Genomic DNA, 23,234 nt, shown 5'->3' with positions numbered 1-23,234 from the left:
CGCATTCAAAGTTTTAAACGAACCGATTGATGAACGCTATCGACAAAATGCCGCAGTCCCGCCAGCGCCAACAGCGTGCCGCCATCGACGGCGCCATGAGCCGCGACCGTGGACGATTGCTGGGAATGCTCTCGCGTTGCCAGGCCAAGCCACAGGATGCGGCGCTGGCCGCCAGCTTCGAGCAGGCCTTGCAGGTTTCGGTGCAGCGCCGGCAGGCGCGGGCGCAACAACAGCCGGCCATTACTCTGGACCCACAGCTGCCGATTGCGCGTGAAGCCGAGACCATCACCCAGCTGATCCGCGACCATCAGGTGGTGGTGATCGCCGGTGAAACCGGCTCGGGCAAGACCACGCAGCTGCCGAAACTGTGCCTGGCCGCCGGCCGTGGCCAGGCGGGCATGATCGGCTGTACTCAGCCGCGACGGATCGCCGCGCGTGCGGTGGCCAGCCGTGTAGCGCAGGAGCTGCAGAGCGAACTGGGCCAGCTGGTGGGCTACCAGGTGCGCTTCAACGACAAGGTCGGCGAAGACACCCGTATCAAGTTCATGACCGACGGCATCCTGCTGGCGGAGATCGCCAGCGACCGCTGGTTGTCGAACTACGACACGATCATTGTCGATGAAGCGCATGAGCGCAGCCTCAACATCGACTTCCTGCTCGGCTATCTCAAGCAGCTGCTGCGCAAGCGCCCGGACCTGAAGCTGATCGTCACGTCGGCGACCATCGACACCGAGCGTTTCGCCCAGCATTTCGACAACGCACCGGTAATCAGCGTCGAAGGCCGCACCTATCCGGTGGACGTGCGCTATCGCGCGCTGGAAGGCGAGGGCGAAGAGCAGGGCGAGCGCACGGTCAACGATGCCATCGTCTCGGCCATCGATGAAATCACCCGCCTGGATTCGCGCGGTGACGTGCTGATCTTCCTGCCGGGCGAGCGCGAGATCCGCGATGCGCACCAGTCACTGGAACGGCGCAAGTACCGCAATACCGAAGTGCTGCCGCTGTACGCGCGGCTGTCCAACCAGGACCAGGACCGGGTGTTCAACCCGGGCCCGAACCGGCGCATCGTGCTGGCCACCAACGTGGCCGAGACGTCGCTGACGGTGCCGCGCATCCGTTATGTGGTCGACCCCGGTTTCGCCCGCGTCAAGCGTTACAGCCCGCGCAACAAGCTTGACCGCCTGCACATCGAGCCGATCTCGCAGGCCAGTGCCAACCAGCGCAAGGGCCGCTGTGGCCGCGTGGCCGAGGGCATCTGCTATCGCCTTTATGCCGAGGCCGATTTCCAGGCACGGCCGGAGTTCACTGATCCGGAGATCCGTCGCTCCAGCCTGGCCGGGGTGATCCTGCGCATGCTGCAGCTCGGCCTGGGCCGCATCGAGGACTTCCCGTTCCTTGAGGCGCCGGATGAGCGGGCCGTCGCTGATGGTTGGCAGCATCTGACCGAGCTGGGGGCGATCGACAGTGAGCGCCATCTGACCGCGATCGGCAAGCAGATGGCGCGCCTGCCGGTGGACGTGAAGCTGGCACGCATGCTGGTGGCCGCACAGGCGGCCGGTTGTCTGCGGCCGATGCTGGTGATCGCCTCGTTCCTGGGCATCCAGGATCCGCGCGAGCGACCGCCCGAAGCGCGTGGCGCCGCCGACAACGCACATGCACAGTTCGCTGACGGCCGCTCCGAGTTCGTCGGTGTGTTGCGCCTGTGGGATGCCTATCGCCAGTCCCATGAGGATCTGACGCAATCAAAGCTGCGTGATTGGTGCGGCCGCCATTTCCTTGGTTTCCTGCGCATGCGTGAATGGCGCGAGCTGCACCGGCAGCTGCGCCTGCTGTGCGAGGAACTGGGCTGGAAGGAAGAGACCAATGAGGTATCGATGGCGCCGCTGCTGGCTGGCAGCAGTGCCCCGCCAGCCGCACGCGACGATGCCACTGCGGTAAAGGCGACCCGTGGCCAGCTGCACCGTGCCGCGCGCCTGGCCCGCGAGGGCAAGGCCGAAACGGCGCCCGCGCCGGTCGCCGCGCGTGCGCAGAAGGACCAGGTGCCCGACGGCGGTGGTTACAGCGAACGTGTCCGCGCCACTGCCTACCAGACCCTGCATCGGGCGCTGGTGGCGGGCCTGCCCACGCAGATCGGCCATCGCAGCGAGAAGGGCGATTTCCAGGCGCCGCGCCAGCGGCGTTTCCTGCCGTTCCCCGGCTCGACGCTGTCCAAGCGGCCGCCGCCGTGGCTGCTGGCGGCCAACCTGCTGGATACGCAGAAGGTATGGGGCATGACCCTGGCGGCAATCGAGCCGGACTGGGTGATTGCCGAACTGCCGCACCTGCTGCTGCGCAAGCACTTCGATCCGCATTGGTCGCGTGCGCAGGGCCAGGTGCTGGCCTCCGAACAGATCAGCCTGTTCGGGCTGGTGCTGGCACCGAAGAAACCGGTGCATTACGGCCGCATCAATGCCGGCGAAGCGCACGACATCTTCGTGCGCCAGGCACTGGTGACCGGTGAGATCAACACCCGTGCCAGCTTCGTGGCGGACAACCAGAAGGTGCTGGAGCAGGCCCGCGAGGAAGAAGCCAAGCTGCGCCGTGCCGGCATCGTCGCCGACGAGGACTGGCAGGCACGCTGGTACCTGGACCGGGTGCCGCCGCAGATCCACTCCGCGTCCGGGCTGGATGCGTGGTGGAAGGCGTTGCCGCCGGAACAGCGCAAGGGACTGCACTGGTCGCTGGTGGATCTGCTGCCGGGTGAAGGCAGCGAGCAGGAGCGCTACCCGAAGTACCTGGCCCTGGGCCAGGCGCGGCTGCCGCTGCACTACCGTTTCGAGCCGGGCGCCGAGGATGACGGCGTGACCCTGGACGTTCCGTTGCATCTGCTCAACGCGCTGGATGCGGTGCAGTTGGGATGGCTCGCGCCCGGTTTCGTTGCCGACAAGGCGGCGGCGTTGATCCGCAGCCTGCCCAAGGCGATGCGGCGCAACTACGTGCCAGCGCCGGATTTCGCGCGCGCCTTCTACGAAGCGTTCTCGCAACCCAGCGCCGATGCGATCACCGGTGAGCTGGCGCGCTTCCTGTCACGGGCAACCGGGGCAAGCGTGGCCGCGACCGATTTCGAGCCCGGTTCAATCGAGCCGCACCTGCACATGAACCTGCGCCTGCGCGATGAGCAGGGCAAGGTGCTGGCGACGTCGCGCGATCTGGATGTGCTGCGTGCGAAATTCGGCGGCCAGGCCGGCGATGCGTTCGCCGCGCGTGCCGGGCGCGAGATGGCGGCCGATGGTCTGCGCACGTTCCCGGCCACGCCGATTCCGCTGCAGGTGCCGGGCGAAGCCGGCGTGCCGGCCTATCCCGCGCTGAAGGATGAGGGTGACAGCGTCGCATTGCGTATCTACGCCGATCGCCAACAGGCCGAGGAATTACACCCGCTCGGCGTGCGCCGGCTGCTGGAGATCGGCCTGGGCGAGAAGATCAAGCAGGCACGCAAGCAGTTGCCGGTCGCAGCGAAAACCGGCCTGTTGTACGCCTCGATCGAAACCCAGGAGCGCCTGCGTGGCGATCTGGTCGATGCAGCGATGAATGCCGTACTGGCCGACGGCCTGGGCGATATCCGCGATGCGGTGGCATTCGAACAGCGCCGCGAACACGCAGCAAAAACGCTGTTCGGCGAAGCCATGCAGCGGTTGAAGCTGGCCGAATCGATTCTCGCCCTGGTGGCCGAATTGAAGCCGATGCTGGAGGCGCCGTTGATGGGCTGGGCGCGCGGCAATCTGGATGACATGGAAGCGCAGCTGGTCGGGCTGATCCATCCGGGTTTCCTGCGTGACACGCCGGCTGACGCCTTGGCGCAGTACCCGCGCTACCTGAAAGCGATGATCCTGCGTACCGAACGTGCCAAGCGCGATCCGCCGCGTGACCAGGCGCGCATGCTGGAACTGCATCCGTTCCTGGAGGCGTTGCAGGTGGGCGAGCGGCAGGGCCTGCGCGAGCGGCCGCAGTGGCAGGCACTGCGCTGGGACCTGGAAGAACTGAGGGTGTCGTTGTTCGCGCAGGAGCTGGGCGCACGCACCGGCGTTTCGGCGAAGAAACTGGCGCAGCGGGTGACCGCACTGCGCCAGGCCTCGTAACCCTTGGCCCGACCCCGCCGGGTGCTCGCCGGTGGGGTCAAGCGGAATGCCATCCACGCATGGCGTGGATCTACTGCGGGTCCCGGCGGTAGCGGCCGATGGCGCCGTTACTTGGTGCGGCGCACCTTGGGCTGGGTGTTCACGCCTTCGACCTTCAGGTACCACACGCCCATCACCCCGGGGCTGATGCTGACCTTCGGCGACTGCTTGCGTACGCCGGAAACCGAGGTGGCATCGGTCTGTTCCCACTGCTGGCCATTGTCCAGCACGTAGATCCGGCCCTTGCCGAAGCCGCGGAATTCGCCCTGCAGCACGCCGCTGATCGGCTCGTTGCTGCCGAAGTCGAAGAAGCCGCGGTTCTTCACGATCACTTCCTGACGGCCTTCCTCGCGCGCTTCTTCGCGCACCGCAGCGACGGCTTCGGTGGTGGCGGCTTCAACCTTGCCCTGCAGCCAGCGGTTCAGCGTGGCCAGCTCGGCGGCATTGAGTTTGTCCAGGCCGGCGGCCTTGAATTCGGCCGCTGACATCTGCTGCTGCAGGTCACCCTGCACCACGCGCTGGGCCAGCGCGGGTGCCGACAGGGACAGCAGCAGGGCGGCACAGGCCAGCAGGCGCGGGCGGAAAGGCAGGGTGATCGAAGGCATGGCGGAACTCTCCCGTGGATGTCGGCGAGTGTAGCGGCATGTCCACATTCCCGGCGATGGTGGCCGTGGCGATTGTTCCTGAACGGCTGCGGCGCTAGTGTAGGGGCTTCTGTCTTGCCTGCTCGATGCTGTGAACCGCGCTTCCGTCCCCGGCCTGGATGCCTTGTTGAACCGTCCCTCGGCAGCCGTGCTGCCTGCTCCGCTGCGCCAGGCCCTGCGCGGGCATTGGGAATCGCCGGACTGCGACCCGCAGATGCGTGCCAGCTGGTCGGTGCTGGGCGATACCCTGGACGCGCTGGCGATGCTCTCGGCAGACGAGGGCGCCGTGGTGGCGGCCCTGCTGTTCGATCTGCCCGGCCTGCGCGTCCACCTCGACACACTGCCGTTGGGCAGCCACAAGGCGGCGGTGATCGGCCTGCTCGACGGCCAGGATGCGGCCGACCCGGTGTGGGCCCTGCACGCCGGTCGCGAGGCGGGCCGCAACAGCGAGGGCCTGCGCCGGTTGCTGCTGGCCATCATCCGCGACCTGCGGGTGGTGCCGATCCTGCTGGCCCGGCAGCTGGCGCGCATGCGCGCGGCCGACAAGCTCGATGAGGAGCAGCGCCGCGCGCTGGCCCAGTTGACCCGCGACATCCATGCGCCGCTGGCCAACCGGCTGGGCATCTGGCAACTGAAATGGGAACTGGAAGACCTGGCGTTCCGCCACCTGGAACCGGACACCTACCGGCGCATCGCGCGCGAGGTCGACGAAACGCGTATCGCCCGCGAGCGCTACGTCGAGAACGTGAAGAAGGTGCTGTCGCGCGAACTGGGCGTGCAGGGCATCCACGCCGAGGTCAGTGGCCGACCCAAGCACATCTACAGCATCTGGCGGAAGATGCAGAAGAAGCGCCTGGCCTTCGACCAGCTGTATGACATCCGTGCGGTACGGGTGATGGTCGACGACGTGGCCGCCTGCTACGCCGCGCTCGGGGTGGTGCATGCGCTGTGGGCGCCGGTGCCGAGCGAGTTCGACGATTACATCGCCCGGCCCAAGGCCAACGACTACCGCTCGCTGCACACGGCGGTGGTCGGCCCGGAAGGGCGCACCATCGAAGTGCAGATCCGGACCCACGACATGCACGCACAGGCCGAGCTGGGCGTGGCCGCGCACTGGAAGTACAAGGAGGGAGGCAAGGGCGCGGAGAAGTCGTTCGATCGCAAGATCACCTGGATGCGGCAGCTGCTGGAGCAGGCACAGGACGGGCAGGGCAATGAACTGGCCGGCGCGCTCGATGCCGAGCTGACCGAAGACCGGGTCTACGCGTTGACCCCGAAGGACGAGGTGCTGGACCTGCCGCAGGGTGCCACACCGCTGGATTTTGCCTACCAGGTGCACACCATGGTCGGGCACCGCTGCCGTGGCGCCAAGGTCAACGGCCGCATCGTGCCGTTGACCTACCGGCTGCGCAGCGGTGATCGGGTCGAGATCCTGACCGGCAAGGAGGCCGACCCGCGCCGCGACTGGCTGATGCCGGCCAACGGCTTCCTGGCCAGCAACCGCTCGCGCGAGAAGGTGCGCAGCTGGTTCCACAAGCTGGACCGTGCGCGCAACGTGCAGGCGGGGCGCGAGCTGCTGGAGCGCGAACTGAAACGGCTGGGCCTGCAGCATTCGGACCTGTCCGCGGCGGCGAAGAAATTCCATGCCGACAGTGTCGACGACCTGTACATCCAGGTCGCCCTCGGCGATACCGGCCCCAACCAGGTCAGCCGTTCGCTGCTGGAAGCCGAGCGTGCGGCCAGCCAGCCGGTCACGCCGCCAACCCTGCCGCGGCCGACCGCGCGCCGCGAGAACCTGGGCAAGTCCAAGTTCACCGTACAGGGCGTGGGCAACCTGCTGGTGCAGCTGGCGCGCTGCTGCCAGCCGGTGGCAGGCGAACCGATTGTCGGCTACCTGACCCGTAGCCGGGGTGTCACGGTGCATCGTGCAGACTGCGTCGCACTGGCGCGGCTGGCTGCGACCAGCCCGCAGCGGATCCTGCCGGTGGAATGGGGCCAGGCCGGCGGCGGCTATGAAGTGGACGTGGTGGTCGAGGCAGTTGACCGCCGCTGGCTGCTGAAGGACATCACCAACCTGATCGCACAGGAAGACGCCTACGTGCTGGACATCCACAGCGACAACGTCCGCAACAGCGGCCGCGCGCATCTGCGCCTGCGGCTGAAGGTCAGCGACTACGGCCAGTTGTCGAATCTGCTGGGCAAGCTCGATGCGCTGCCGGGCGTCAGCGAGGCGCGTCGTCTGGGCTGAGCTTCACGCTGCCCCGGCTACCCTGCACGCATGGAACGCGAGCCCCCGCATCGCTCACACGGCGCCGCACATCCGGCGCTCGATCGCGTTCGCCGCGAAAGCCGCTGGTGGTGGCTGCAGGCGCGCCATGCGCGCCGGGTGTGGCGTTGGGCGCTGTTGGCTGCTGCAGCGGTGTTCGTGCTGCTGGTGCTGGTGCGCAAGCCGCTGGCCGACTGGTTCTGGGATGAGCCACAGATAGAGCAACTGCTGGCCGAGGGCGATCGCGCGCTGGCGGAAGGACGCCTGACTGCGGCCGACGGCAGCGGCGCACGCGAGCGCTACCAGGCGGTGCTGGCCCTGGATGGCGACCGCCCGCAGGCGCGGCAGGGCCTGGCCCGCACCGGCGCGGCGGCGTTGCAGCAATCGCGTGAGCGGCTGCAGGCGGGCGACCTGGACGGCAGTGCGCAGGCCTTGGCGTTGGCGCGTGAGCTGCAGGTGCCGCGTGCCGAGGCAGACGCGGTGGCGCAGCAACTGCAGGCGCGTCGTCGTGCCGGCGCTGGCATCGGCGCGCTGCTTGCGCAGGCCCGCAATGCCTTTGCAGCCGGGCGGCTGGACGACGGCGATAGCAGCGCGCTGCCGTTGTTCCAGCGTGTGCTGGCGCTGCAGCCGGACTATCTGCCTGCGCTGGAAGGTCGCGAGGATGCATTGAGCGACCTGCTGCAGCAGGCACGTGCCCAGGCCGCGCGCGGCGAACTGGCCACGGCGGCTGCGATCCTGCAGCGAGCACGCCAGTTCGATGCAGGTCATTCCGAGCTTCCTGCCAGCCAGGAAGCGCTGGCCCAGGCCGTCGACCAGCGGCTGCAGCAAGGTCAGCGTGCGCTCAAACGTCAGCAGCTCGAGACGGCTGCCGACAGTTTCCAGGCCGTGCTGGCGGTCACCGCCGATGATCCCACTGCACTGCGTGGGCGCGAGCAGACCGTGCAGGCGTTGCTGGCGCGCAGCCAGAAGCGGGCTGACGACTTCCAGTTCGAGGCGGCCGACAAGGATGCTGCGCTGGCGGCAGGGCTGGGCGCCTCGCAGACGGCGCAGCAGCAGCTGGCACAGCGCCTGCAGCGTGCGCGACAGGCACGCCAGTCGTTGCAGCAGCCGGGCATCAGCGCTGCCCAGCGTGAGCGCCAGCTGCGTGATCGGTTGCGCCAGATCGATCGTGCCGAGCGTGCCGGGCAGTGGATCAGCCCCCCCGGTCACAGCGCCTTCGATGCGTTGCGCGAAGCGCAGGCACTGGCGCCGCGCGACAGCCGGGTCAAGGCGGCGGCCGCGCGTCTGCTGCCCGCCAGCAGGTCCTGCTTCGATGACAACCTGCGACAGAACCGGGTGCAGGCCGCAGGTGCGTGCCTGCAGGCCTGGCAGACGCTGGCGCCGACCGCCGCAGGATTGCCCGATGCGCGTGCCCGTCTGGCGCAGCGCTGGCTGGCGATCGGCAGCGAACGGCTGGGCCGCGGGGATGTGGAATTTGCCGCCTCGGCCGTGGAGCAGGTGCGGCGGTTGCAGCCGGATCTGGCCGAGCTTGCCGCGTTCGAGGACCGCCTGCGGCACGCAGGCGGTCACATCGACTAGTCGAAGAACACCCGCTGCACGGTCGCCGACGCGGCATCCAGCGAGAAATGCTCGGCCACGTTGGCCAGGCCAGCGGCGGCCAGCTGCTGCCAGAGAACGGGGTCCTGGTACAGGCGGACCACCGCATCGGCAAAGCCCGTTGCATCGTCGGCCACCAGCACATCCTGGCCGGCACGCAGATGCATGCCTTCCACCGCGCAGGTGGTGCCGACCACGGGCTGGCCATGGGCCATGCTCAGATTGATCTTGCCCTTCACGCCAGCGCCGAAACGCAGCGGCGCGATGGCGATGCGGGCACCGTCCATGTACGGAACGATGTCTTCGACGAAGCCATGCATCACTACGCCCGGCTGGTTGGCTGCCAGGGCCTGCAGCGTGTCAGGTGCGCCGGCACCGATGCAATGCAGGCGCACCTGCGGCAGCGCACCGCGGATGCGCGGGAACACGTCGCCGATGAACCACTCCATCGCATCCAGGTTCGGCGGATGGCGGAAGCCGCCGACGAACACCAGGTCGTGGCGCTGCGCGAACGGCGCGCCCGCGCCGGCAACCTCATGCAGGTTGGAGATCAGCTCCACCCGCACCTGGGGTGCATCGGCCTGCAGCTGTTCGCGCTCGGCGGCGCTGACCAGCACGGTGATGTCGCACCGGTCCATCACTGCCAGTTCGCTGGCGCGGGTGCGTTCGGCGTTGCGCAGCAGGCCAGCATCGCCCGCCACTTCCGCACCACGGCGCTCGCGCAGGTAGTGCAGGTCGACGGTGTCGAACACGGTGCGGGCCTGCGGTGCATAGCGTTTGAGCAGCGGCAGGCATTCGTTGGCGACGTGGTGGCGCACCATCATCACCACGTTGAAGCGGGTGCCGTGGCTGCGCAGCCAGCCTGCAACACCGTCCAGGAAGGGCGTGTACCAGACTTCCACGCCCATCCGCTGCAGTGCTTCGGTCGCCACGCCGCCGTGTTCGCGCCGGGTGGGCACGAACACCACGTGGGCGCCGCCCTGCAACAGCAGGCGGATCAGGTTGACCTGCCGCAGCGAGCCGGAGTCGCGCTCCGGGCGCGGCACTTCCTCATCGAGGATCAGCACCTGGCGCCGGCCGCGCAGCAGCAGCGCCGGCGAGGGCACCGCGCCGACCTTCGGATGGGAGGCCAGTTCAGCCGCCCATCTGGCTGCGAAAACACCTTGGTTGCGTACCTGGTAGGCCTTCACGCCGCTGCCGGTATCGGTGCCGTTGCTGGTGCCTTCATCGTGGATCACCCGGCTGGCCGGCTGCACCAGCACGCGCAGGCCCTGCGCACGTACGCGGAAGGCCAGGTCGGTGTCTTCGTAGTAGGCCGGCTTGTAGCGGGTGTCGAAGCCGCCCAGTTGTTGCCACAGTGCGCGGGGCAGCATCAGCGCGGCGCCGGAGCAGTAATCGACGTCGCGCAGGCTGGCGAAGCGGGGATCATCGGCCGCTTCGAAACGGCCGTAGCTCCAGCCGCTGCCATCGGCGAAGATCACCCCGCCCGATTCCTGCAGGCGGCCGTCGGGGTACAGCAGCTGGCTGCCGACCAGGCCGGCATCGGCGACGGTCGCAAAGGTGTCCAGCAATGCCTCCAGCCAGCCCGGCTGCGGCACCGTATCGTTGTTGAGCAGCACCACGTAGCGACCGCGCGTGCGCGACACGCCATCGTTGCAGGCCTCGATGAAGCCACCGTTGCGCTCGCGCACTTCGTAGCGCAGGCCGCTGATCTGCGGCATCCACTGCACCGTCGCGTCGCTGCTGCCGTCGTCCACGACGAGGATCTCGCAGGGCACCGACGGCGGGTGCGCGGCCAGGGCGCGCAGGCAGGCCAGGGTATGGTCGACGTGGTTGTAGACCGGAATGACGATGCTGACGTCCGGCGTATCGCTGGTCGGCACCGTGAAGGGAGCGAACGGCTGTGCCGGTGGCAGGTACAACGGTTTACGCGGTGCTGGGACGGCGCGCTGGCTGTGCACGCGGATCCGCTGCCAGGTGGCCCGCCAGCCGCGGGTGCGCAGGCTGGCCAGGCTGCGGCGGGCCAGCCCGGTCAGGCGATTGATCAGGTAGCGGATTTCGGCCAGGGACATCGCCATCCGGGTGCAACTCCAGCTTAAGCAGGGGGGCCGGGAGAATTCGCCTGCCGCAGCGGCTGGGGTAGACTCGCCAGACCCTACATTGTCGCATTCCCGTGCCCCGACGCTACGATTCAGACGATATCGACGATTTCGACGACGACGACCAGCAGGACACCGGTCCGCTCTGGCGCCGCCGGCTGATCACCTGGAGCATGGCGGCGGTCGCGTTGGGATTGGGTTTCCTGATCCCCTATACGCTGTACCTGAACCAACAGGTGACGCAACGTTTCGGTGAACTGCGCTGGCAGATCCCGACGCGCGTCTATGCACGCCCGCTGGTGCTGATACCCGGCAAGGCGATGGATGCGGCGACCCTGAAGACCGAGCTGGCCGCCTCGGCCTATCGCGATGATGGCCAGGGCAAGGAACCGGCAACCTATGCGGTGCAGGGCGGCCGCTTCGTCATCTCCAGCCGCGGCTACAACGATGTCGACGGCCAGGTCGCGGCGCGTCGGGTCGAGCTGTCGCTGTCCGGCGGCAGCATCGCCTCGCTGCGCGACGCCGACAGCCGCAAGGCGCTGAAGGCGGCCCGCATGGATCCTGCGCGCATCGCCACGCTGTATGGGCAGAAGCAGGAAGAGCGCCGCCTGATCCGCATGAACGAGGCCCCGGACCTGTTGGTCACTGGCCTGCAGGCGGTCGAGGACAAGGATTTCAACCGCCATCACGGCATCGATCTGTCCGGCATCGCGCGCGCGGTCTGGGTGACGGTCCGTTCCGGCGGGCAGAGCCGGCAGGGCGCTTCCACCCTGACCCAGCAGCTGGCCCGCAGTGGCCTGCTGGGTATCGGCAAGGAACAGACCTATACCCGCAAGTTCAACGAAGTGCTGTATGCGTTGATCATGGAAGCGCGCTATGACAAGCGCACCATCTTCGAGGCCTACCTCAACCAGGTGTATCTGGGCCAGCGCGGCAGCCAGGCGATCCACGGCATGTCCTCCGGTGCCGAGTTCTGGTTCGGGCGCGATCTTTCCTCGCTGGAAACCGAGCAGATCGCGCTGTTGATCGGCCTGGTCAAGGGGCCGTCGTACTACGACCCGCGCCGCAATCCCGAGCGTGCGCTGGACCGTCGCAACTTCGTGCTGGGCAAGCTGCACGAGGCGACCCTGATCGATGATGCCGAGTACCAGCGTGCGTTGAAGGCGCCGCTGGGCGTGCCCAAGACCCCGGGCCTGGTGGCAGCCAACCGCTTCCCCGCCTACGTCGACCTGGTGCGTCGTCAGCTTGGCCACGACTATCCGGAATCTGCCCTGCAGGGCGCCGGCCTGAGCGTGATGAGCGGCATGTCGCCGTCCGCGCAGGCCTATGCCGAAGGCGCGGTCACGCGCACCATCAAGTCGCTGGAAAGCAAGCGTCGGCCCGAGCTGCAGGCCGGCCTGGTGATGACCGACGTGCACAACGGTGACGTGGTGGCGGTGATCGGCAGCCGCGAAGTATCCGAGGTCGGCTTCAACCGCGCCATCGAGGCGCAGCGCCCGGTCGGCTCGCTGCTCAAGCCGTTCGTGTACCTGTTGGCACTCGCGCAGCCGGACCGTTATTCGCTGGCCAGCTGGGTCGACGATTCGCCGGTGACCGTGCAGCTCAGCCGTGGCCGCAACTGGAACCCCGGCAATGCGGACAACCGCAGCCATGGCACCGTGCGCCTGATCGACGCGCTGGCCCATTCCTACAACCAGGCCACGGTACGCGTGGGCATGCAGGTTGGCCCGGAGCGGGTGACCCAGTTGATCCATGTGCTGGCTGGCATCAAGGCCGAGCCGAATCCGGCGGTGATCCTCGGCTCGACTGACCAGAGCCCGTACGCGATGGCGCAGCTGTACCAGTTCCTGGCATCGGGCGGCGAGATCCAGCCGCTGCACGCGGTGCGTGGCGTCCTTGATCCGCAGGGCAAGCTGCTCAAGCGCTACGACAAGACGCCTGCACCGGCACAGGAAGGTGACTCCATCGCCGCCAACCTGATCAGCATCGGCCTGCAGCAGGTGGTGGCCAGCGGTACCGCGCAACGCTTGAATGCCGATGGCCTGGGCCGCCTGCAGCCGGCCGGCAAGACCGGCACCACCAACGATGGCCGCGACAGCTGGTATGCGGGTTATACCGGCGACCATCTGGCGGTGATCTGGATGGGCAACGACCAGAACGAACAGGCGGGTCTGTACGGCGCCACCGGTGCGATGCGGGTGTGGTCGGGCATCTTCCAGCGCCTGCCGACCGCGCCGTTGAAGGTCAGCAACAAGGGCCTTGACTGGCAACCGGTTGCGGCGACCGGTACCAACAGTACCGACGAGGGCTGCCCGGGCGCGCGGCGGTTCCCGTTCGTGGTCGGCTACGCGCCGGCTTACGAGCCGTGTGCACCGGCCGCCGTGCCGGACGCGCAGGGTGGTGCCGAAGGCGAGGGCGGCGGCTGGCGCAGCTGGTTCGGCCTCGACCGTAAACCGGAACCCGCCACTGAACCTGCCGCAGCACCCGCTGCAGCGACTCCTCCTCCAAGCCGATGATGCCGATGACTATCCGTTCGCTGTTCCAGCCCCTGGTCCTGAGTGGCCTCAGCCTGGCCCTGGCGGCCTGCGTGAGCAGCGCGCCGCAGGTGGTCAAGCCGGTGGACACCACCACGCCCGCACAGCGACTGGCAGCCGTGGAAGCCGCCGCGGGCCCGGATGACAAGGAACTGTCGGTGCAGCCGCTGCGCGATTCGCAGGTCGAGGATCTGCGGCAGACGGCGCTGACCCAGCGCCAGGCCAACGATCTGGCCGGCGCGGCCGGCAGCCTGGACCAGGCGTTGCAGATCGTGGCTGGTGATCCGTCGGTATTGCAGGAACGCGCGGAACTGGCGCTGCTGCAGGGCCAGTGGGCGGAGGCGGAAACGTTCGCGCGCAAGGCCGTGGACCTGGGTTCGAAGACGGGGCCGCTGTGCCGTCGGCACTGGGCGACGATCGAACAGGCGCGCCTGGCGCGGGGCGAGAAGGAGAATGCGGTGTCGGCGCATGCGCAGATTGAAGGTTGCACGGTGCCGGGGATCAAGCGGTACTGAGGTATTCCCCTCCATCGGGCGCTGCCCCCTCTGCGGCGGGCGGGCTGATGGTCTGATGTGGGTTGGCCGGGTGGATGGACTGGGCAGGGGACGCTGCAAGTACGTCCATGTAAGCTCGGTCGCCGCATCCATGCGGCTCACGCCCCTGCCCAGCCCACCCACCCGGCCACGGACAGTTTCCTGTGGCCGCCGCAGGCAAGAACAAAATCAAACTCAAACGCGGGTCGCGCGCTGCGCGCGCTCGCTAAGGGGTCGGAGCCGTTTTCCGCAGGAAAACAGCTCCGACCCCTTCTACTTTCCCCGTTACACCAGCCGCTTCTGCTCCGCCTTTGCCTCCCGTCACCGGGAAACTGTCGAGGGTGGGGCGGGCAGGGCAGGCAGGACCGTTGGCGCCATGGATGGCGCCATCGAGCCCCCAGGGATGGGTTCACGGCGTGTCCTGCCTGTCCTGTCCGACCCACCCCAGCACGTAGCAACCCAGAGCCATGAACAAACGCGGTTGCCGTTGCTTTTGCCTGTGCTCCGGCTTGAAACGGGTGCCGGGCAGCGCCCGGCCGGGTATCCTTTCCATCTGATGTCCGACCTTGTCCATGCCAGCCGCGAAGCCCTCAGCGAAGGCGGCGCGCTCGCCTCCCATCTGGATGCATTCGTCCCGCGTCCTGCGCAGCTGCGCCTGACCGAGGCCATTGCCGCGTCGATGCAGCAGCGCGACCTGCTGCTCGCCGAAGCCGGTACCGGCACCGGCAAGACCTTTGCCTATCTGGTGCCGGTGCTGCTGTCCGGAATGCGCACCATCATTTCCACCGGTACCCGCGCGCTGCAGGACCAGCTCTATCACCGTGACCTGCCGCGCGTGCGCCAGGCGCTGGGCGTCGGCCTGCGCAGTGCCTTGCTGAAGGGACGCAGCAATTACCTGTGCCGCTATCGCCTGCAGCAGGCACGCGGTGAACCGCGATTCTCCAGCCCCGAACAGGCGGCACAGTTCCAGCGCATCCTGGCCTGGTCTGGCCGCTCGGATTCGGGCGATATCGCTGAACTCGATGGCCTGGCCGATGACTCGCCGCTGCTGCCGATGGTCACCTCCACCGTCGACAACTGCCTGGGCAACGAGTGTCCCTTCTGGGATGACTGCTTCGTCGTGCGTGCCCGCCAGCGTGCTCAGGCCGCCGACCTGGTCGTGGTCAACCACCATCTGCTGCTCGCCGATCTCGCGCTGAAGCAGGAGGGCTTCGGTGAGCTGTTGCCCGGCGCGCAGGCCTTCGTCATCGACGAGGCCCATCAGCTGCCCGAGCTGGCCGCGCAGTTCTTCGGCGAGGGCTTCGGCATGCGCCCCTGGCAGGAGCTGGGCCGTGACTGTCTGGTTGAAGCGCGCGGCGTGGGTGGCGCGCAGTCGGCATTGCAGGAACCGGTCGATCATCTGCAGCAGGCCTTGTCTGCGCTGCGTGCTGCGATGGAAGGCTTGCCCGCGCGCGGTACGCAGTGGCGGGCGTTGGCGATGCCGCAGGTACGCGAGGGTTTCGATGCGGTGATGTCCAGCCTGGTGGTGCTGGAGCAGGCATTGCAACCGTTGCGCGAAGCCGCTGCCGGCCTGGATGCCTGCCATGCGCGCGCGCGCGAGGCGATTTCGCGGCTGGGCCGTTGGCTGGGCGATGAAGAACCCGCGCTCGACTTCGATGCCGATCCCGCCGAAACGAGCGCCGCCGCCGGCGACGTGCTCTGGTACGAGTTGACCCCGCGCGGTTTCCGCTGCCAGCGCACGCCGATGGATGTGTCCGCGCCGCTGCGCGAACATCGCGAGCGCAGTCATGCTGCATGGATTTTCACCTCGGCCACGCTGACCGTTGGCGGCGGCTTCGAGCACATCGCCACGCGCCTGGGCCTGGACGATCCGCAGACACTGGTGCAGCCCAGCCCGTTCAACTGGCCCGAGCAGGCACTGTGCTATCTGCCTGAAAATCTGCCGGATCCGGCCGCACGCGGTTTCGGAACCGCATTGATCCAGGTGCTGCGCCCGGTGCTGCAGGCGTCGCAGGGCAGGGCGTTCCTGTTGTTCGCTTCGCATCGTGCGCTGCGCGAAGCAGCCGAGGCATTGCGTGATGGACCCTGGCCGCTGTTCGTGCAGGGCGAAGCGCCGCGCGCGACCCTGCTGCAGCGTTTCCGTGAATCCGGCAATGGCGTGCTGCTGGGATCGGCCAGCTTCCGCGAGGGCGTGGATGTGGTCGGCGAGGCATTGAGCGTGGTGGTGATCGACAAGCTGCCTTTCGCCACGCCCGATGATCCGGTGTATGAGGCGCGGCTGGAAGCAATACGTACCCAGGGCGGCAATCCGTTCCGCGACGAGCAGTTGCCGCAGGCGGTCATTGCCCTGAAGCAGGGCGTTGGCCGCCTGATCCGCAGCGAGACCGACCGCGGCGTGCTGGTGCTGTGCGACCCGCGTCTGCTCAACCGTGGCTATGGCAAGGTCTTCCTGCAGTCGCTGCCGCCGTTCCGGCGAACCCGGGCACTGGCCGATGTGCAGGCCTTCTTTGCGCCACAATGGGGCCCCGTGGCAGATGCCGCAGCCCCGACCGCCGCCGTGGCGGGCCCGGAGCCGGCCCCCGGTGCCACGTTCCCCCTGTTCTGACCCGATCCGATGAAACTGCTCGCCTTTGAAACCGCCACCGAAGCCTGTTCCGTAGCCCTGCATGTCGATGGGCAGGTACTGGAACGCTTCGAGATCGCCCCCCGCCGGCATGCCGAACTGAGTCTGCCTTGGGCGGAGGAGCTGCTGGCCGAGGCCGGCATCAGCCGCCGCCAGCTGGACGGCATCGCGCTCAGTCGTGGTCCCGGTGCGTTCACCGGCGTGCGCCTGGCGATCGCCTTGGCACAGGGCATCGCGCTGGCGCTGGATCGCCCGTTGCTGCCGGTGTCGACGCTGCAGGTGCTGGCACTGCGCGCGCCGATGGAAGAAAAGCAGATCCTGTCGGCGATCGATGCGCGGATGGGCGAGTTGTACGTGGCACGTTTCGAGCGCGTGGATGGACTGCCGGTGGCGCGTGATGCCGAGCGCGTATGCGTACCGGCGGCGGTGTCGTTGCCGGAAGACGCATCCGTCTACGGGGTCGGCACCGGTTTTGCCGCGGCGGAGGGCGCGCTGGTCGCGCAGCTGGGTGCGGGTCTGCACCGCTTCGATGCGACGGCGCTGCCGCATGCAGCAGATGTGCTGGCACTGGCGGTGCCGGCGTTCGCACGCGGCGAAGGCATTGCTGCGGAGAAGGTCGAGCCGGCGTACCTGCGTGACAACGTGGCGCTGACGCTGGTCGAGCAGCAGGCTGCGCGGGCCGCGAAGGCGAAAGCCAACGGCTGAGCCCCTCGTGGCGGGTCGCTGAAAGCAGAAGCCGTGGGTTGGCCGGGCGGGTGGGCTGCGCAGGGGACGCTGCAAGTACGTCCATGTAAGCTCGGTCGCCGCATCCATGCGGCTCACGCCCCTGCGCAACCCACCCGCCCGGCCACGGACAGTTTCCGTGCGCGTCCGCCACGCAAAATCAAAAAAACAAAATCAAAGTCAAAAGCAGATCGCTTCGCTCGCATCCACGCGTGGCGTGGATCTACCGTGCAGGCATGGCGTGGATGCCTCGTGTCGACCAAGGTCGGCAGCTACCAACAGCAAAGATGCGCCGCGATCTGTCAGGGGTGGGGCGGTGTGGGCTTGCAGGACCGTTGGCGCCATGGATGGCGCCATCGAGCCCCCATGGACGGGTTTACGGCGTGTCCTGCAAGCCCACACCGCCCCGCCAAACCAACAGCCCAACCGCCGCTCTTGATCTTGCCGTTGCAGTGGCAGTTGCTTCCAGCGGGTTCCGGGCCGCAGGCCCGGGCAGAAAACCTTACCGGTCGTCGCGCAGTTCGCCGCCCGGCAGGAACACCCACGTGCGCGTGACCTGCAGAATGTCGATCTGATCGTCGCTGTTGGGCAACGGCGGGAACGGCTGCGCCAGCTGGATCACCCGCAGCGCCGCCTCATCAAGCAGGGGCGTGCCGCTGGAGCGCAGGATGCGGCTGCTTTCCACGCTGCCATCGCGGCGTACCCCCACGCTGATCACCACCTGCCCGCCCAGCCGGCGCTGCCGCGCTTCGTCGGGGTAGTTCAGGTTGCCGACCTGCTCTGCGCGGTCCACCCACGCGCGAAGGTAATTGGCGTAGGCGTATTCGCGCGTACTGGCCGAAACGAATTTCCGGTTCGGGCGCTTGGCGTACTGCGCCGAACGCAGGTGCACTTCCGCCGCCAGCCGCGCCATCTCGGCATCGCGCTGTTCGCGTGCGGTCAATGGTGCATCCGGCGTGGGCTGCAACGGGGTAGGGCGCGACTGCGCCAGGGCCACCGTGTCCTGGCCATTGCGGCTGCTGACCACGCGCGCCTGCGGTGGCGGCACCGGTGCTGCCGACTGTTGCTGCTGCGGTACCGGGCTGATGCCGGACTGCGCCTGCGGCACGATGCCGGCCTGGTTGTCGCGTGGGCGCTGCGCACGATCATGTTCGCCACCGCCCTCCTGGCTGGCGGCGGCCAGGAAATCCGCTTGCTTCGGGGTCAACGCGGTGCGGGTCTGGCTGAAGATCACTTCCAGGGTCGGCACCAGTGGCGCATCGCCTTTCACGGCAAAACCGACCCCGAGGATCAGCAGGGCGTGCACCAGCACCGACAGGGCGATGGTGGCTCCCAGCCGCTGCGCTTCGCGCGGCGGCGGGGCGAGGACGGCAGGTGCGGCATCCATCAGTGCAGATCGGCCTCGATCGCGTCGAACAGGGTGCCGGCGATGTTCAGGCCGTACTGCGCGTCCAGTTCGCGCACGCAGGTCGGGCTGGTCACGTTGACCTCGGTCAGGAAGTCACCGATGACGTCCAGGCCGACGAAACGCATGCCACGACGCTTCATCTCCGGGCCGACCTGGGCGGCGATCCAGCGGTCGCGTTCGCTCAGCGGGCGGCCTTCGCCGCGGCCACCGGCGGCCAGGTTGCCGCGGAACTCATCGCCCTGCGGAATGCGCGCCAGGCAGTAGTCGACCGGCTCGCCATCGACCAGCAGGATGCGCTTGTCGCCGGCGGTGATGTCGGGAATGAACTTCTGGGCCAGGGCGAGCTTGCGACCGCCGTCGGTCAGCGTTTCCAGGATCACGTTCAGGTTGGGATCGCCCTGGCCGCTGCGGAAGATCGAGCGCCCACCCATGCCATCCAGCGGCTTCAGCACGGCCTGGCCGTGTTCCAGCGCGAAGGCCTTCAGCGCCTTGGCATCGCGGCTGACCAGGGTTGGCGGGCAGCACTGCGGGAACAGCAGCGCTGCCAGCTTCTCGTTGTAGTCGCGCAGGCCCTGCGGGTTGTTGACCACGCAGGCACCGGCGGCGGCAGCGACATCCAGCACCTGGGTGTCGTAGACGTACTCGGCGTCGACCGGTGGGTCCTTGCGCATCAGCACGATCTGGCCGGGGCCGAATTCAATCCGGCTGAATGCGCCCAGCTCGTACCAGCCGGCCGGGTCGTCGCGCACCTGCAAGGGGGCGGTCCAGGCCACGGCCACCCCGCCTTCCAGCGCCAGCCCGCCCGGGCGCACGTAGTGCAGGGCATGGCCGCGGCGCTGGGCTTCCAGCAGCATGGCGAACGTGGTGTCCTTGGCGATCTTGATGTGGGCGATGGGATCCATCACCACGATGACGTTCAACGGCATGGGCGCACCTGTCAGGCAAGGCGTTGATGGTAGCGGCAACGCCGGCTGTGCGCCTCCCCGGCAATGTGCAACGCAGCGTCCCTTGCCCGGCTGCGCAGTGATTGCCAATCCGGTCACGTTCAGCCCGGCGCCACGCCCCGCGCCACGGACCGCCCTTGAAGCGGGCGCGGGAAGTGCGATATAGATACGCTTTCGCAGCGGCTCCCGCCAAAGATTGGGCCGCGCGCTTGGGGAATGGCAATGACTGAAAACACGACTGCGGGCGGGGAGCTCGCAGGACTCCGGGTGATGGTCATCGATGACTCGAAGACCATCCGCAGGACTGCGGAAACACTACTGAAGCGCGAAGGCTGCGAAGTAGTGACCGCAACGGACGGTTTCGAGGCCTTGGCCAAGATCGCCGACCAGCAGCCGCAGATCATCTTCGTCGACATCATGATGCCGCGCCTGGATGGCTACCAGACCTGCGCACTGATCAAGGGCAACCAGCTGTTCAAGGCGACCCCGGTGATCATGCTGTCGTCCAAGGATGGTCTGTTCGACAAGGCGCGGGGGCGCATCGTCGGCTCGGAGCAATATCTGACCAAGCCATTCACGCGCGAAGAACTGCTGGGTGCCATCCGCACGTACGTCAACGCCTGACCAGGGGGGAAAGGCACAATGGCTCGTATCGTCCTGATCGAGGATTCACCGACCGACCGCGCGGTGTTCACCCAATGGCTGCGCCGTGCCGGCCATGAGGTGCTGGAAGCGGACAATGCCGAAGATGGCCTGCAGCTGGTCCGCGACCAGGTGCCGCAGCTGGTCCTGATGGACGTGGTGCTGCCGGGCATGAGCGGTTTCCAGGCGACCCGGGCGATGGCCCGCGACGCCGCGATCAAGCACATCCCGGTCATCATCGTCAGCACCAAGGCGATGGAAACCGACAAGGCCTGGGGGCTGCGCCAGGGCGCCGCCGATTACATCGTCAAGCCGCCGCGCGAGGAAGAACTCATCGCGCGGATCAACGAGCTGGTGGCCTGATGCGCTCGCCCTTCGACATTCTTGAAGCCTACGAACGGCGCAGCCTGGCCCACGCGGTGCAGCTGCCCGGGCGACAGTTCGCCCAGGACCTGTGGCGTGGCGTCGGATTCCGTGTCGGCCAGCGCCGGCTGGTGTCCGATTTCCGCGAAGTGGTGGAGATCGTACCGATGCCGCCGGTGACCCCGGTGCCCTGCGCGCAGCCCTGGCTGCTGGGCGTGGGCAACCTGCGCGGCAACCTGTTCCCGGTGGTCGACCTGAAGTACTTCCTGGAAGGTGCGCGCACCGTCCAGCAGGAAGGCCAGCGCGTGCTGATCATGCGCCAGGCCGGTGGCGACGTCGCCCTGACCATTGACGAACTGTTCGGCCAGCGCAGTTTCGAGCTGACCCAGCAGATCGAGGCCGGTTCACTGGCTGAAGGACGCTACGGGCACTTCGTCGATCGCGCTTTCCATGCCGATGGCAACGACTGGGGCGTGTTCTCGCTCTCGCTGCTGTCGCGCACCCCTGAATTCCGGCAAGCCGCGGCCTGAGGCCGGGCATCGCCCCCTGCATTGAAAATCGAGGTTGAACGATGAGTACTGCTTCGGATGCCACCAAGTCCGGCAAGCTGCGGCTGGGCGGCAGCAACCTCTGGCTGGCGCTGTTGGCGCTGTCGATGATCCTGTTCGGCGTGAACACGGGTGTGTCCACCTGGCAGGGCAGCCGCCTGGCCGATGCCGGCTCCAAGGCCGCGGACCTGCAGGTGCTGTCGCAGCAGCTGGCCAACCAGGGTCGTGACGCGGTGGGCGGCAACGCGCAGGCCTTCACCGCCTTCAAGGCCACCCGCAACGCGATCGAGCAGAACGTATCGACCCTGCAGGGGCGCTACGGCAACGAGCCCGGCGTGTCGCGGGCGATCTCGACCCTGGCCGACACCTGGACGCCGCTGGGCAAGCAGGCAGGCCAGCTGGTCGCCAGTGAACCGGCAGTGCTGGCCCTGGCCGGCAACGCCAACAACTTCTCCGGCGCGGTGCCGGGCCTGCAGGCCCAGTTGAACGAACTGGTGCGTGCGATGTCCGCCTCCGGCGCCCCGGCGTCGCAGGTCTACAGTGCCCTGCAGCAGGTGGTGGTGGCCGGTTCGATGGCGCGTCGCGTGACTGAAATACGCGCCGGCGGCACGGCTGCGGCCGCTGCCGGTGACGCGCTGGCCCGCGACATCACCGTGTTCTCGCAGGTGCTCGATGCGCTGCGCAATGGCAACGAGGATCTGGGCATCACCGCCGTGCGCGGCGCTGCCGCCGTTGCGGCGCTGGAGCAGTCGCAGCAGAAGTGGGAGGCGATGAAGCAGGACGCCGACGCGATCCTGGCCAGCTCGCGCCAGCTGTTCGCCGCGCAGTCCGCTGCCGCCACGCTGGGCCAGGGTTCGGCGAAGATGCTGACCGACAGCCGCAAGCTGTTCGAAGCGTTCTCCTCGTTCGGCTCGGTGTCCGACACCCGCCTGTTCCCGAATTTCTGGATCGGCGTGGTATCCGGTGCGCTGTCGCTGATCGCGATCATCGGCTTCGTCTCCACCAACGTGCGCAGCCGCTCGCGCGAACAGGAACTGCGCTACCAGACCCAGGTGGAGTTCAACAGCCGCAACCAGCAGGCGATCATGCGGCTGCTGGATGAAATCTCCTCGCTCGGTGAGGGCGACCTGACCGTGAAAGCCTCGGTGACCGAGGACATGACTGGCGCGATCGCAGACGCCATCAACTACGCGGTGGATGAACTGCGCCACCTGGTGACCACCATCAACGACACCTCGGCCAAGGTCGCGCTGTCGACCCAGGAAACGCAGGCAACGGCGATGCAGCTGGCCGAAGCGGCCGGCCACCAGGCCAACCAGATCACCTCGGCGTCGGACCGGATCGGCGAAATCGCCGCCAGCATCGAGCAGGTATCGCGCAACTCGGCCGAGTCGGCCGACGTGGCACAGCGTTCGGTGGTGATCGCCGCCGAAGGTGCCGGCGTGGTCCGCGAGACCATCCAGGGCATGGACCAGATCCGCGACCAGATCCAGGAAACCTCCAAGCGCATCAAGCGCCTGGGCGAGTCCTCGCAGGAGATCGGCTCGATCGTGGAACTGATCAACGACATTTCCGAGCAGACCAACATCCTGGCGTTGAACGCGGCTGTGCAGGCGGCGTCGGCCGGTGAAGCCGGTCGCGGTTTCGCGGTCGTGGCCGACGAAGTGCAGCGCCTGGCAGAGCGCACCTCCGGTGCGACCCGACGCATCGAGAACCTGGTCCAGGCCATTCAGGCCGATACCAACGAAGCGGTCACCTCCATGGAACAGACCACCGCCGAAGTGGTGTCCGGTGCACGCCTGGCCGAAGACGCCGGTACCGCACTGACCGAGATCGAGCGCGTGTCCAATGCACTCAACACCCTCATCAAGAACATCTCCATCGCCGCGCAGCAGCAGTCGTCGGCGGCGTCGGACATCACCCGCACGATGGGCGTGATCCGCCAGATCACCGGCCAGACCTCGCAGGGTGCCGGGCAGACCGCCGAGTCGATCGGCCACCTGGCGCAGCTGGCGGCCGACCTGCGTCGTTCGGTGGCCGACTTCAAGCTGCCGGCGTGACACGGGCAGGGCGGCGAGCAAGGAACCAGTCGATGAAGCATTTCCATTTCCCACGCCAGGATCCGCGCGACCGTCGCGCGGCGGCGACCGGAGCGCA

General features: G+C 67.8%; 15 protein-coding genes. 11 read left to right on the top strand and 4 right to left on the bottom strand.

Annotated features, from left to right (window positions below; genetic code table 11):
- The first annotated feature begins 29 nt into the window (after positions 1–29).
- Complete coding sequence (gene hrpA / locus CR156_RS14165; RefSeq protein WP_100553292.1) at positions 30–4,115, top strand: ATP-dependent RNA helicase HrpA; 4,086 nt, start codon at positions 30–32, stop codon at positions 4,113–4,115.
- Positions 4,116–4,222: 107 nt separating this feature from the next.
- On the opposite strand, the gene CR156_RS14160 is transcribed toward hrpA, so the two are convergent.
- Positions 4,223–4,759, bottom strand: coding sequence for a hypothetical protein (locus tag CR156_RS14160; RefSeq protein ID WP_100553291.1), 537 nt, complete (start codon positions 4,757–4,759; stop codon positions 4,223–4,225).
- A 130-nt stretch (positions 4,760–4,889) separates the two neighbouring features.
- On the opposite strand from CR156_RS14160, the gene CR156_RS14155 reads away from it, so the two are divergent.
- Positions 4,890–7,046 carry a RelA/SpoT family protein gene (locus CR156_RS14155; protein ID WP_165780994.1) on the top strand — a complete coding sequence of 719 codons (2,157 nt, stop codon included), beginning with the start codon at positions 4,890–4,892 and terminating at the stop codon, positions 7,044–7,046.
- A gap of 30 nt (positions 7,047–7,076) precedes the next feature.
- Positions 7,077–8,642 carry a hypothetical protein gene (locus tag CR156_RS14150; RefSeq protein WP_100553289.1) on the top strand — a complete coding sequence of 522 codons (1,566 nt, stop codon included), beginning with the start codon at positions 7,077–7,079 and terminating at the stop codon, positions 8,640–8,642.
- Here CR156_RS14150 and CR156_RS14145 read toward each other — a convergent pair.
- Positions 8,639–10,738: a glycosyltransferase gene (locus tag CR156_RS14145; RefSeq protein WP_100553288.1), complete on the bottom strand. Its 2,100-nt coding sequence runs from the start codon at positions 10,736–10,738 to the stop codon at positions 8,639–8,641. The genes CR156_RS14150 and CR156_RS14145 overlap by 4 nt on opposite strands.
- Positions 10,739–10,833: 95 nt before the next feature.
- On the opposite strand from CR156_RS14145, the gene mrcB reads away from it, so the two are divergent.
- The 4 genes from mrcB (at position 10,834) to tsaB (ending at position 17,154) form a co-directional block, all read left to right on the top strand.
- Positions 10,834–13,275 (top strand): penicillin-binding protein 1B, encoded by a 2,442-nt coding sequence (mrcB, locus tag CR156_RS14140; RefSeq protein WP_100553287.1) that lies wholly within the window; start codon positions 10,834–10,836, stop codon positions 13,273–13,275.
- Complete coding sequence (locus CR156_RS14135) at positions 13,272–13,808, top strand: hypothetical protein (RefSeq protein ID WP_100553286.1); 537 nt, start codon at positions 13,272–13,274, stop codon at positions 13,806–13,808. Before mrcB ends, CR156_RS14135 begins: the two co-directional genes overlap by 4 nt.
- A gap of 574 nt (positions 13,809–14,382) precedes the next feature.
- Positions 14,383–16,431 (top strand): ATP-dependent DNA helicase, encoded by a 2,049-nt coding sequence (locus CR156_RS14130; RefSeq protein WP_100554179.1) that lies wholly within the window; start codon positions 14,383–14,385, stop codon positions 16,429–16,431.
- Between the two features lie 9 nt (positions 16,432–16,440).
- On the top strand, positions 16,441–17,154 hold the full coding sequence (gene tsaB, locus CR156_RS14125) for a tRNA (adenosine(37)-N6)-threonylcarbamoyltransferase complex dimerization subunit type 1 TsaB (RefSeq protein ID WP_100553285.1): 714 nt from the start codon (positions 16,441–16,443) through the stop codon (positions 17,152–17,154).
- A 520-nt stretch (positions 17,155–17,674) separates the two neighbouring features.
- Here the strand turns inward: tsaB and CR156_RS14120 are convergent.
- On the bottom strand, positions 17,675–18,559 hold the full coding sequence (locus CR156_RS14120) for an energy transducer TonB family protein (RefSeq protein WP_100553284.1): 885 nt from the start codon (positions 18,557–18,559) through the stop codon (positions 17,675–17,677).
- Positions 18,559–19,506, bottom strand: coding sequence for a glutathione synthase (gene gshB / locus CR156_RS14115; RefSeq protein ID WP_100553283.1), 948 nt, complete (start codon positions 19,504–19,506; stop codon positions 18,559–18,561). Before gshB ends, CR156_RS14120 begins: the two co-directional genes overlap by 1 nt.
- Before the next feature lie 240 nt (positions 19,507–19,746).
- Here gshB and pilG point away from each other — a divergent pair, with 240 nt between their 5' ends.
- Genes pilG through CR156_RS14095 form a run of 4 tightly spaced genes read left to right on the top strand, consistent with a single transcriptional unit; the run spans position 19,747 to position 23,137 of the window.
- On the top strand, positions 19,747–20,148 hold the full coding sequence (gene pilG, locus CR156_RS14110; protein WP_005418455.1) for a twitching motility response regulator PilG: 402 nt from the start codon (positions 19,747–19,749) through the stop codon (positions 20,146–20,148).
- Positions 20,149–20,166: 18 nt separating this feature from the next.
- On the top strand, positions 20,167–20,529 hold the full coding sequence (locus CR156_RS14105) for a response regulator (RefSeq protein WP_025877749.1): 363 nt from the start codon (positions 20,167–20,169) through the stop codon (positions 20,527–20,529).
- Positions 20,529–21,059, top strand: a complete 531-nt coding sequence (locus CR156_RS14100) for a chemotaxis protein CheW (protein ID WP_025877750.1) — start codon at positions 20,529–20,531, stop codon at positions 21,057–21,059. Before CR156_RS14105 ends, CR156_RS14100 begins: the two co-directional genes overlap by 1 nt.
- 41 nt (positions 21,060–21,100) lie before the next feature.
- Complete coding sequence (locus CR156_RS14095) at positions 21,101–23,137, top strand: methyl-accepting chemotaxis protein (protein WP_089236528.1); 2,037 nt, start codon at positions 21,101–21,103, stop codon at positions 23,135–23,137.
- Positions 23,138–23,234: the final 97 nt, after the last annotated feature.

The sequence above is a fragment of the Stenotrophomonas lactitubi genome (assembly GCF_002803515.1).
Classification (GTDB): domain Bacteria; phylum Pseudomonadota; class Gammaproteobacteria; order Xanthomonadales; family Xanthomonadaceae; genus Stenotrophomonas; species Stenotrophomonas lactitubi.
Note: the sequence above shows the minus strand (reverse complement) of the source record. Positions and strands in the feature narration are given on the sequence as shown.